The sequence below is a fragment of the Pseudomonas sp. GZD-209 genome (assembly GCF_049310485.1).
In the GTDB taxonomy this organism is placed as follows: Bacteria; Pseudomonadota; Gammaproteobacteria; order Pseudomonadales; family Pseudomonadaceae; genus Aquipseudomonas; species Aquipseudomonas sichuanensis.
Map to the genome: position 1 here is coordinate 1 of NZ_JBMOWQ010000191.1, position 10,640 is coordinate 10,640.

A 10,640-nucleotide genomic window follows, 5' to 3' on the forward strand; every position below is an offset into this window, starting at 1 on the left:
CTTTCACACACCAACCCCCCCACTTCTTTTTGTGGTTTCTTACCCCCCCCCCCCCCCCCCCCCCCCGCGATGGGGCCCGCTAGCCTTGCTCCAACCCTTCAAGCACGGCCTCGGCCAACGCCAACCCCTTCTCCAGCGAGTTCTCCGTAGCCGTCAGCAAACTGCGCAACGGCTCCCCCGCCTTCTCCAACGCGGCAGCATTGGTCTCATACGCCGCCTTCAACGCCGCCACGGCGCACACCAGCGCATCCTCGCTATCGACCCCGGCATGCACCGAAAGCATCGGGTCATGGGCGTGATTGCAGGTGCCGAAATGGGAACAGGCGGTAACGGGACGGGGTTTGCAAATGGCGGGATTGACCCGCGATTCCGGGTTCATGGCTGCACCTCTCGCTGAGGGGCATCGATGAGAGGTGCGCCAGCGACAGGCGCGAACGGTGGATCTGGAACGATCTTCTTGAGCATGGTGCGACTCCTTGCAGCTTTCTGAAGTGTCTCTCCGTGCCCACACGCCAATATGGGTGGACGGAGCCGTGCGGGTTGGCGTGCCGGTCAGAAGGCCCGGTGAGCCCGAAGGCTCCCGCACACGGCTCCGCCCATAACGGGTGCAACCATGCAGGACACGCGATCGCACAAGCGATGTGTCCGGTTCTGACAGCGGGACGCCAATCCCGAACCGCAGAAACTACTGCGGTGCGGCACGGTACTCAAGTACCGCTTATGTGTCAAAAGTGTTCACAGCCCCAGGCCCCAATCCTGTGCAGGCCAATCCGGCAAGCACCATCCTGGACGCCCCAAACGCCCCGATTCGTCGCACAACCGCTCTATCACAAGCCTTCCGCCGCTCGGCACAGCCTTTGCAATCTCCGACCTGCCAGCACCACAACCCTCACATCGGAGTGACCAAATGAAGCGACGCAGTCTGATCAAGGCCTTCACCCTCAGCGCATCGATCGCGGCGATGGGCCTGAGCTGGAGCATCCAGGCCGCCGAGACCATCAAGGTCGGCATCCTGCATTCGCTGTCGGGCACCATGGCGATTTCCGAGACCTCGCTCAAGGACATGGCGCTGATGACCATCGACGAGATCAACGCCAAGGGCGGGGTCAACGGCAAGCAGCTCGAAGCGGTGGTGGTGGACCCGGCGTCCAACTGGCCGCTGTTCGCCGAAAAGAGCCGCCAGCTGCTGACCCAGGACAAGGTGGCCGTGGTGTTCGGCTGCTGGACTTCGGTGTCGCGCAAATCCGTGCTGCCGGTGTTCGAAGAACTCAACGGCCTGCTGTTCTACCCGGTGCAGTACGAGGGTGAAGAGATGTCGCCGAACGTGTTCTACACCGGTGCTGCGCCCAACCAGCAGGCGATCCCGGCGGTGGAATACCTGATGAGCGAAGACGGCGGCGGCGCCAAGCGCTTCTTCCTGCTGGGCACCGACTACGTGTACCCGCGCACCACCAACAAGATCCTGCGCGCCTACCTGCACAGCAAGGGCGTGGCCGACAAGGACATCGAAGAGGTGTACACCCCGTTCGGCCATGCCGATTACCAGACCATCGTCGCCAACATCAAGAAGTTCTCCGCCGGCGGCAAGACGGCGGTCATCTCCACGGTCAACGGCGACTCCAACGTGCCGTTCTACAAAGAGCTGGCCAACCAGGGCCTGAAGGCCACCGAGGTGCCGGTGGTGGCGTTCTCGGTGGGTGAAGAAGAGCTGCGCGGCATCGACACCAAGCCATTGGTGGGGCACCTGGCGGCGTGGAACTACTTCGAGTCGGTGGAGAACCCGGTCAACCAGAAATTCGTCGCCGACTGGAAGGCCTACGCCAAGGCCAAGAACCTGCCGGGCGCCGACAAGGCGGTGACCAACGACCCGATGGAAGCCACCTACGTGGGCATCCACATGTGGGCGCAGGCCGCCGAGAAGGCCAAGTCCACGGACGTGGACAAAGTGCGCGAGGCGCTGGCCGGGCAGAGCTTCAAGGCGCCGTCGGGCTTCACCCTGACCATGGACAAGACCAACCACCACCTGCACAAGCCGGTGATGATCGGCGAGATCCAGGATGACGGGCAGTTCAGCGTGGTGTGGCAGACCGAACAGCCGCTGCGGGCGCAGCCGTGGAGCCCGTTCATTCCGGGGAATGACAAGCGGCCTGACTATGCGGTGAAGGGCAACTGACGCCATCGCGGGGGGGGGGGGAGGGAGGCAGGGGACAAACACCAACAAGGCAGTGGTGTGTGGGGGCTTGGGTGGTGGGGGAGAGGCAAACGGCCCCCCGCTGGGAAAACCCCCCCCCCCCCCCCCCCCCCCTCTTCTGGGGGGGGGGGGTGGGGGGGTGTTCTCCCCCCGCGATGAATCCACCGCCGATTTCCAGGATGGCCCGCATGCTCAGACTCCTGCTCACACTAATGCTGCTACTGCCCCTGGCCAGCCAAGCCAGCGAGGGCGAATTCTTCCTCAGCGCCAAACCCGCCGAACAGGCCAGCCTGCTCGAAACCTGGGCCGCACAACCCGATGCCGCGCGCCTGCCGCTGCTGGAAAACCTGCGCCAAGGCCGCATCGCCGAAAACGACACCCGCAAGCTGCGCCTGAACAACCGCCTGCGCGGTCTGCTCGACAACACCCTGGCCAGCCACCTACTGCTCAGCGATCAGGCCGCGATCCGCCTGGCCGCCGCCCAGCAATTGCAAAAATCCGCGCAACCGGCGCAGATGGCCTTCCTCGACCGCCGCTTCGCCGCCGAGCCGGACGCCGCCGTCCATGCCGCCCTGGGCCTGGCCCTGGCCAACCTGCAACTGGGCGCCAGCGAACCTGCCGTGCGCCTGGCCGCCGTGCGCCTGCTCGGCGAAACCGGCGACCCGCTGGCCCGTACCCGCCTCGAAGCGCTGCTGCAACCGGACGCCGAAACCGATGCCGCCGTGCGCACCGCCGCCGAAACCAGCCTGGCCCAGGTGCAACGCAAACTGCTGGTGGGCGAACTGCTGGGCCAGGCCTTCAGTGGCCTGTCGCTGGGCTCGATCCTGCTGCTGGCGGCCCTAGGCCTGGCGATCACCTTCGGCCTGCTCGGGGTGATCAACATGGCCCATGGCGAGATGCTGATGCTCGGCGCCTACAGCACCTACATGGTCCAGGTGCTGGTACAGCGCTACGCGCCGGGGGCGATCGAGTTCTACCCGCTGATCGCCCTGCCGGTGGCCTTCGCCGTCAGTGCCGGGGTGGGCATGGCCCTGGAGCGCACGGTGATCCGTCACCTGTACGGCCGCCCGCTGGAAACCCTGCTGGCCACCTGGGGCATCAGCCTGATGCTGATCCAGGCCGTGCGCCTGATCTTCGGCGCGCAGAACGTCGAGGTGAGCAACCCGGCCTGGCTGTCCGGCGGCATTCAACTGCTGCCCAACCTGGTGCTGCCCTACAACCGCATCGTCATCATCGCCTTCGCCCTGGCCGTGGTGCTGCTCACCTGGCTGCTGCTCAACCGCACACGGCTGGGCCTGAACGTGCGCGCAGTGACCCAGAACCGCAACATGGCGGCCTGCTGCGGGGTCTCCACCGGGCGCGTCGACATGCTCGCCTTCGGCCTGGGCTCCGGTATCGCCGGGCTGGGCGGCGTGGCCCTGAGCCAGGTCGGCAACGTCGGGCCTGACCTGGGCCAGAGCTACATCATCGACTCGTTCCTGGTGGTGGTGCTCGGCGGTGTCGGGCAACTGGCCGGCAGCCTCTGGGCCGCCTTCGGGCTGGGCATCGCCAACAAGCTGCTGGAGCCGCAGATCGGTGCGGTGCTCGGCAAGATCCTCATCCTTGCGCTGATCATTCTGTTCATCCAGAAGCGCCCGCAAGGCCTGTTCGCCCTCAAGGGACGGGTAATCGACTGATGAACCAGCCACTGCTTGTCACTGCCGCACAAAAGGCCGGGCCGCGGCTATCGCTGGCCCTCGGCGCCGCCGTGGTTCTGGTGTTGCTGGCCTTGCCGCTGCTGTCGCTGTTGCCCGACGGGCACGCACTGCAGGTCTCGGCCTACACCCTCACGCTGGTGGGCAAGATCCTCTGCTATGCCATCGTCGCCCTGGCGCTGGACCTGGTGTGGGGCTACGCCGGGCTGCTGTCCCTGGGGCACGGGCTGTTCTTCGCCCTCGGTGGCTACGCCATGGGCATGTACCTGATGCGCCAGGCAGCCGGCGACGGCCTGCCGGGGTTCATGGCCTTCCTGTCGTGGAACGAGCTGCCCTGGTACTGGGCCGGTACCCAGCACTTCGCCTGGGCCCTGTGCCTGGTGGTGCTGGCGCCAGGGTTGCTGGCGCTGGTATTCGGCTGGTTCGCCTTCCGCTCGCGGATCAAGGGCGTGTACTTCTCGATCATGACCCAGGCCCTGACCTTCGCCGGCATGCTGCTGTTCTTTCGCAACGAGACCGGCTTTGGCGGCAACAACGGCTTCACCAACTTCCGCACCATCCTCGGCTTCGACATTACTGCGCAAGGCACTCGCGCGGTGCTGTTCCTGCTCACGGTCGGCCTGCTGCTGGCCAGCCTGTACCTGTGCTGGCAGCTCACCCGCAGCAAGTTCGGCCGGCTGCTCACCGCGGTGCGCGATGCCGAGAACCGCTTGATGTTCTGCGGCTACGACCCGCGTGGCTTCAAGCTGCTGGTGTGGGTGCTCAGCGCCGTGCTGTGCGGCCTGGCCGGGGCGCTGTACGTGCCGCAGGTGGGCATCATCAACCCCAGCGAGATGTCGCCGACCAACTCCATCGAGGCGGCCGTGTGGGTGGCCCTGGGTGGGCGCGGCACGCTGATCGGGCCGCTGCTCGGCGCCGGGCTGGTCAATGGCATGAAGAGCTGGTTCACCGTGGCGTTCCCCGAGTACTGGCTGTTCTTCCTCGGTGCGCTGTTCATCATCGTCACCCTGTACCTGCCCAAGGGTGTGGTCGGGCTTGTGAAGAAAAGGAGCCAGCCATGAGAGGCGTGCCCCCGGTGCATCCTGAGTTCATGTTGGAACCGGTGTTCGACCAACTGGGCGCCGGCCGTGACGCCATCGGCCTGGGCCAGGCGCGCAAGGCCGGGCTCGATACCCGCCATGGCACGGTGCTGAGCCTGGAGGACATCAGCGTCAGCTTCGACGGCTTCAAGGCGCTCAACGGGCTGAACCTGTACATCGGCGTGGGCGAGCTGCGCTGCATCATCGGCCCCAACGGCGCGGGCAAGACCACGATGATGGACGTGATCACCGGCAAGACCCGCCCCGACAGCGGCAGCGCCTACTTTGGCGACACCCTCGATTTGACCCGCATGAGCGAATACCAGATCGCCCAGGCCGGGATCGGCCGCAAGTTCCAGAAGCCCACGGTGTTCGAGGCACTGACGGTGTTCGAGAACCTGGAGCTGGCCTTGAAGGCCGACAAGTCGGTGTGGGCCAGCCTGGCGGCGCGCTTGGGTGGCGAGCAGCGCCAGCGCATCGACGAGGTGCTGAGCACCTTGCGCCTGCTGCCCTTGGCCCAGCGCCCGGCCGGGCTGTTGTCCCACGGGCAGAAGCAGTTTCTGGAGATCGGCATGCTGCTGGTGCAGGAGCCGCAGTTGTTGCTGCTGGACGAGCCGGTGGCGGGCATGACCGACGCCGAGACCGAGTTCACCGCCGAGCTGTTCAGGTCGCTGGCGGGCACGCATTCGCTGATGGTGGTGGAGCACGACATGGGCTTCGTGGGCAGCATTGCCGACCATGTGACGGTGCTGCACCAGGGCAGTGTGCTGGCGGAGGGATCGCTGGCGCAGGTGCAGGCGGATGAGCGGGTGGTCGAGGTGTATCTCGGTAGATAGGCCTGCGGGGGTGGCGTGGGAGCGGGCTTGCCCCGCGATTGCGCCAGCCCGGCCAACATCATTTCCAGGCCTGACGCCATCGCGGGGCAAGCCCGCTCCCACGCTCAAATCACACAAGGGCAGAACATGCTGAAAATCGACTCACTGCACCAGTACTACGGCGGCAGCCACATCCTGCGCGGCCTGTCCCTCGAGGCCAAGGTCGGCGAGGTCACCTGCCTGCTTGGGCGCAACGGCGTGGGCAAGACCACCCTGCTGCGCTGCCTGATGGGCCTGCTGCCGGCCCGCGAGGGCCGCGTGGAATGGGAAGGCAAAGCGATCACCACCCTCAAGCCGCAGCAACGGGTACAGGCCGGCATCGCCTACGTGCCCCAGGGCCGCGAGATCTTCCCGCGCCTGACGGTGGAGGAAAACCTGCTGATGGGCCTGTCGCGCTTCCCCGCCCGCGCGGCACGGCAAGTACCGCCCTTCATCTACGAACTGTTCCCGGTGCTGGAGCAGATGAAACAGCGCCGTGGCGGCGACCTGTCCGGCGGCCAGCAGCAACAGCTGGCCATCGGCCGTGCGCTGGCCAGCCGCCCGCGCCTGCTGATCCTCGACGAACCGACCGAAGGCATCCAGCCATCGGTGATCAAGGAGATCGGCGCGGTGATCCGCAAACTCGCCGACCGTGGCGACATGGCCATCCTGTTGGTAGAGCAGTTCTATGACTTCGCCGAGGAGTTGGCCGACCAGTACCTGGTGATGGCCCGTGGCGAGATCGTCCAGCAGGGGCGCGGCGAAAACATGCAGGCCGAAGGTGTGCGTGGCCTGGTTACCATTTAATCTGCTCAGACTTCCCTTGCGAGATGCCGTCATGAGTTACCCGCTGCGCGATGCCCTGGCCGAAGACCTGCCAGGCATCCTCGACATCTACAACGACGCCGTGCGCAACACCACAGCGATCTGGAACGAAACCCCGGTCGACCTGGCCAACCGCCAGGCCTGGTTCGAGGCCCGCGCGCAGCAAGGCTACCCGATCCTGGTGGCAGTCGATGAAACCGGGGTACTGGGCTATGCCTCGTTCGGCGACTGGCGGCCCTTCGAAGGCTTCCGGCATACCGTCGAGCACTCGGTGTACATCCGTGACGACCAGCGTGGCAAAGGCCTGGGGCCGATCCTGATGGCAGCCCTGATCGAGCGTGCGCGCGCTTGCGACAAACATGTGATGGTCGCCGCCATCGAGAGCGGCAACGCTGCGTCGATCCGCCTGCACCAACGCCTGGGCTTCGCCATCACCGGGCAGATGGCCCAGGTGGGCGTGAAGTTCGGCCGTTGGCTGGACCTGACCTTCATGCAGCTGAATCTGGACGAGAACGCCCTTCCCCCCTCAAGGAGCTGAACCCGATGAACGCCGCCCACCTGCAACGCGTCACCCATGAAGGCCTGGCCTATTACCGCGAGGGCCTGGTGGCCCTGCTGCTGGATGCGGTGCGACAGGGTGCTTCGGTGGGCTTTCTGGCGGATATCGACGAGCAGCAGGCCAATGCCTATTTCGATGAGGTGAAGGCGCGCCTGGCCAGTGGCGAGCAGCTTTTATGGGTGATCGCCCAGGGCCATGAGGTGCTGGCCAGCGTGCAGCTGGGCCTGTGCCTGAAGCCCAACGGGCTGAACCGGGCCGAGGTGCAGAAACTGCTGGTGCATAGCCATGCGCGGCGACGGGGGTTGGGGCAGCAACTGATGAATGCGCTGGAGGCCGATGCCCGGCGGATCAGGCGGGGGATGCTGTATCTGGATACCGAGGCTGGCTCCGGCGCGGAGGCGTTCTATCGGGCGCAGGGGTATAGCAAGGCGGGGGAGATCCCGGATTATGCCTGTGGGCCGGATGGGGCTTATCGGGCGACGGCGTTGTATTTCAAGGTGCTGGCTGCTGCTTGAGAGTGGTGATGTAGCCATCGCGGGGGGGGGGAAGGCCCCACCCCCCGCCCCAAAGAGTTCTGTGGGAGGAGGGTTGCCCACCTCACATCCCTCACTTGGTGGGGTTGTGTTTGGGTGGTGCCTCTCTCCCCCCCCCGATGCTGTAACGCTCACATCTGGGTGAACCTGCCCAAGCGCTGGCGCAGCATGCTGTTCTCGCTGCGCAACTGCTGCACCTCCTCCAGCAACTCCAGCGCCAGCGCCACCCCTTCCCACTCCAGCTCCAGCTCCTGATGCAGCTTCACCGCGCGCTTCAAGGTCACCGGCGCGCGGTCATCGAACAGCCACTCGTCGGGCGTTCGCCCCGACGGTTCAACAATGCCGTGCTCGACGATCTCGATCACCCAGTCGGCCGTGACATCGGCCTCCTGGCACAGGGTACGCATGTCCAGTTGAACGATCAGGGTGCTGCTCATGGTCACTTACTCCATTGAGTCCTCGGATTGAACGCGGCTTTCTCGGAGAGCTGGGTCCACAGCTCGCGCGCGGCGGCGTCGGACTGGGCGGGCATTACCACTTTCAATTGCGCATAAAGGTCGCCGCGCTCGCCCTGTTTGTTCAGCAGGCCCATGCCCTTGACCCGCAGGCGCTGGCCGCTCTGGCTGTCGGGGCGGATGGTCAGGTTGATCTTGCCGGTCAGGGTCGGCACCGCCACCTTCGCGCCCAGCGCAGCCTCCCACGGGGCCAGCGGCACGGTGATGATCAGGTCATGGCCTTCGACATCGAACAGCGGGTGCGGGGCCATGCGCAGGGTCAGGAACAGGTCGCCGTTGGCGCCACCGCCCACACCTGGCGCGCCCTGGCCCTTGAGGCGGATGCGCTCGCCGTCGGTCACTCCGGCGGGGATCTTCACGTTCAGGGTCTTGGTGGTGAACCCGGTGCGCTGCCCGGCGCCGTTGGTCTGCGGCACCTGGAAGCTGATCTGCTTGGATTCGTTGTTCAGGGTCTCTTCAAGGAAGACCGCCAGTTCCAGTTCCACGTCCTGCCCTCGTCTGCCGGTACTGCGCTGTTGCCGGCCGCCACCACCGAAGGGGTTGCCACCCCGGGCGCCGAAGATCGAACTGAAGAAGTCGGAGAAGTCGCCGCCCTCGAAACCGCCGCCGCCGCCGTTGCCGCCGCGGCTCTGCCAGCCAGGCGGGGCCTGGAACGGCCGGCCGTGCTGGCCACCGTACTTGCGGATTTCGTCGAACTCGGCGCGCTTGTCCTTGTCGCCAAGCACTTCGTAGGCCTCGTTGGCCTCCTTGAATTTGTCCTCGGCGTCACGCTCCTTGCTGACGTCGGGGTGATACTTGCGCGCGAGCTTGCGGTACGCGGCCTTGATCGCCTTCTCGTCCGCGCTCGGTTCAACGCCGAGTATCTTGTAATAGTCTTTGAAGTCCATCTGTGGATCACCAATGTGAAAGTGCAGGTTGCAACTGAAGATAGGGGCCAAGCATAGCCTTTCAAGGTGCGCTTGGCTTTGCCTCACGGCAGACGACCGGTCTTGATTCTGTAGCCAACTGGCATACACTGCGCGGCCGTTTTGCCTCCGGAAGCTTTCCCCTCATGTCTGACGTATCCCCGGCCCGCGCCCTTGGCATCGATTTTGGCACCTCCAACTCCACGGTCGGCTGGCACCGCCCGGGCGTCGAGTCGCTGATCGCCCTGGAAGACGGCAAGATCACCCTGCCTTCGGTGGTCTTCTTCAACATCGAGGAACGTCGCCCGGTGTACGGCCGCCTGGCCCTGCACGAGTACCTGGAAGGCTACGAAGGCCGCCTGATGCGCTCGCTCAAGAGCCTGCTGGGTTCCAAGCTGATCAAGCACGACACCAGCGTGCTGGGCAGCGCCCTGCCCTTCAAGGACCTGCTGGGCATGTTCATCGGCGAGCTGAAAAAGCGTGGCGAAGCCGCCGCCGGCCGCGAGTTCGACCAGGTGGTGCTGGGCCGCCCGGTGTTCTTCGTCGATGAAGACCCCGCTGCCGACCAGGAGGCCGAGGACACCCTGGCCGAGGTGGCGCGCAAGATCGGTTTCAAGGACGTGTCGTTCCAGTACGAGCCGATCGCCGCGGCGTTCGACTACGAGTCGGGCATCAGCCGTGAAGAGCTGGTGCTGATCGTCGATATCGGCGGCGGTACCTCGGACTTTACCCTGATCCGCCTGTCGCCCGAGCGTCACCTGGTGGACGAGCGCCAGGACGACATCCTCGCCACCGGCGGCGTGCACATCGGCGGTACCGACTTCGACAAGCAGTTGAGCCTGCAGGGCGTGATGCCGCTGTTCGGTTACGGCAGCCGGATGAAGAGCGGCGCACTGATGCCCACCAGCTACCACCTCAACCTGGCCACCTGGCACACCATCAACGCCCTGTACTCGCAGAAGTCGCAGCTGGCGCTGGGCAACATGCGCTACGACATCGAGGACACCCTGGGCATCGACCGCCTGTTCAAGCTGATCGAAGAGCGCGCCGGGCACTGGCTGGCGATGGAAGTGGAGGCCAGCAAGATCGAGCTGACCGACCGTGACAGCCGTAGCGTGGACTTTGGCCGCATCGAGCCGGGGCTCTGCGCCGAGCTGACCCGCGCGCTGTTCGAGGATGCCATCGATGGCTTGCTGGAGCGTGTGCGTGGCAGCGTGACCGAGCTGCTGGCCAGGGCTGGGGTGAATGAAAGCCAGGTGGACACGGTGTTCTTCACCGGCGGTTCCAGCGGCATCCCGGCACTGCGCAACAGCGTGGCGGCGATGCTGCCCAAGGCGCGGCATGTGGAAGGGAATATCTTCGGCAGCATCGGTAGCGGGCTCGCGATCGAGGCGCGCAAGCGCTACGGCACCGTTTGATTCAAGGCCCATCGCGGGGGGGAGGGGACCATCCCCCAGGGAAGGCCGGGGGGGGGGGGGGGCGCTA

At 65.6% G+C, this 10,640-nt stretch carries 11 protein-coding genes; 8 read left to right on the top strand and 3 right to left on the bottom strand.

From position 1 onward, the window contains the following. Positions 1-79 precede the first annotated feature (79 nt). Positions 80-379 (bottom strand): hypothetical protein, encoded by a 300-nt coding sequence (locus ACO6VM_RS20450; protein ID WP_401060986.1) that lies wholly within the window; start codon positions 377-379, stop codon positions 80-82. A gap of 528 nt (positions 380-907) precedes the next feature. Here ACO6VM_RS20450 and urtA point away from each other — a divergent pair. From urtA to ACO6VM_RS20485, 7 genes are all read left to right on the top strand, one after another. Further along, positions 908-2,173: an urea ABC transporter substrate-binding protein gene (urtA, locus tag ACO6VM_RS20455; RefSeq protein WP_422403729.1), complete on the top strand. Its 1,266-nt coding sequence runs from the start codon at positions 908-910 to the stop codon at positions 2,171-2,173. A gap of 206 nt (positions 2,174-2,379) precedes the next feature. Further along, entirely contained in the window at positions 2,380-3,867 is a 1,488-nt protein-coding gene (gene urtB / locus ACO6VM_RS20460; RefSeq protein ID WP_422403730.1) for an urea ABC transporter permease subunit UrtB, read from the top strand. Further along, positions 3,867-4,946 carry an urea ABC transporter permease subunit UrtC gene (gene urtC, locus ACO6VM_RS20465; protein WP_422403731.1) on the top strand — a complete coding sequence of 360 codons (1,080 nt, stop codon included), beginning with the start codon at positions 3,867-3,869 and terminating at the stop codon, positions 4,944-4,946. Before urtB ends, urtC begins: the two co-directional genes overlap by 1 nt. Next, positions 4,943-5,800, top strand: a complete 858-nt coding sequence (gene urtD / locus ACO6VM_RS20470; RefSeq protein ID WP_258705198.1) for an urea ABC transporter ATP-binding protein UrtD — start codon at positions 4,943-4,945, stop codon at positions 5,798-5,800. Before urtC ends, urtD begins: the two co-directional genes overlap by 4 nt. Positions 5,801-5,926: 126 nt before the next feature. After that, complete coding sequence (gene urtE / locus ACO6VM_RS20475; RefSeq protein ID WP_422403732.1) at positions 5,927-6,625, top strand: urea ABC transporter ATP-binding subunit UrtE; 699 nt, start codon at positions 5,927-5,929, stop codon at positions 6,623-6,625. A gap of 31 nt (positions 6,626-6,656) precedes the next feature. Further along, entirely contained in the window at positions 6,657-7,181 is a 525-nt protein-coding gene (locus tag ACO6VM_RS20480) for a GNAT family N-acetyltransferase (RefSeq protein ID WP_422403733.1), read from the top strand. Between the two features lie 5 nt (positions 7,182-7,186). Then, positions 7,187-7,717 (top strand): GNAT family N-acetyltransferase, encoded by a 531-nt coding sequence (locus ACO6VM_RS20485; RefSeq protein WP_422403734.1) that lies wholly within the window; start codon positions 7,187-7,189, stop codon positions 7,715-7,717. A gap of 149 nt (positions 7,718-7,866) precedes the next feature. Here the strand turns inward: ACO6VM_RS20485 and ACO6VM_RS20490 are convergent, their stop codons facing one another. Both ACO6VM_RS20490 and cbpA read right to left on the bottom strand, forming a co-directional pair. After that, positions 7,867-8,172, bottom strand: coding sequence for a chaperone modulator CbpM (locus tag ACO6VM_RS20490; RefSeq protein WP_110992969.1), 306 nt, complete (start codon positions 8,170-8,172; stop codon positions 7,867-7,869). 2 nt (positions 8,173-8,174) lie between these two features. After that, positions 8,175-9,137, bottom strand: a complete 963-nt coding sequence (gene cbpA / locus ACO6VM_RS20495; RefSeq protein WP_422403735.1) for a curved DNA-binding protein — start codon at positions 9,135-9,137, stop codon at positions 8,175-8,177. A 164-nt stretch (positions 9,138-9,301) separates the two neighbouring features. Here cbpA and ACO6VM_RS20500 point away from each other — a divergent pair, with 164 nt between their 5' ends. Further along, entirely contained in the window at positions 9,302-10,573 is a 1,272-nt protein-coding gene (locus ACO6VM_RS20500) for an Hsp70 family protein (RefSeq protein WP_401055387.1), read from the top strand. The last annotated feature ends 67 nt before the right edge of the window (positions 10,574-10,640 follow it).

Excerpts from the sequence above, each read along its gene's own strand:
- ACO6VM_RS20500 (WP_401055387.1), top strand. The coding sequence starts at position 9,302 with ATGTCTGACGTATCCCCGGCCCGCGCCCTTGGCATCGATTTTGGCACC.
- ACO6VM_RS20450 (WP_401060986.1), bottom strand. The coding sequence starts at position 379 with ATGAACCCGGAATCGCGGGTCAATCCCGCCATTTGCAAACCCCGTCCC.
- urtE (WP_422403732.1), top strand. The coding sequence starts at position 5,927 with ATGCTGAAAATCGACTCACTGCACCAGTACTACGGCGGCAGCCACATC.
- urtC (WP_422403731.1), top strand. The coding sequence starts at position 3,867 with ATGAACCAGCCACTGCTTGTCACTGCCGCACAAAAGGCCGGGCCGCGG.
- ACO6VM_RS20485 (WP_422403734.1), top strand. The coding sequence starts at position 7,187 with ATGAACGCCGCCCACCTGCAACGCGTCACCCATGAAGGCCTGGCCTAT.
- urtD (WP_258705198.1), top strand. The coding sequence starts at position 4,943 with ATGAGAGGCGTGCCCCCGGTGCATCCTGAGTTCATGTTGGAACCGGTG.
- cbpA (WP_422403735.1), bottom strand. The coding sequence starts at position 9,137 with ATGGACTTCAAAGACTATTACAAGATACTCGGCGTTGAACCGAGCGCG.
- urtA (WP_422403729.1), top strand. The coding sequence starts at position 908 with ATGAAGCGACGCAGTCTGATCAAGGCCTTCACCCTCAGCGCATCGATC.
- ACO6VM_RS20480 (WP_422403733.1), top strand. The coding sequence starts at position 6,657 with ATGAGTTACCCGCTGCGCGATGCCCTGGCCGAAGACCTGCCAGGCATC.
- ACO6VM_RS20490 (WP_110992969.1), bottom strand. The coding sequence starts at position 8,172 with ATGAGCAGCACCCTGATCGTTCAACTGGACATGCGTACCCTGTGCCAG.
- urtB (WP_422403730.1), top strand. The coding sequence starts at position 2,380 with ATGCTCAGACTCCTGCTCACACTAATGCTGCTACTGCCCCTGGCCAGC.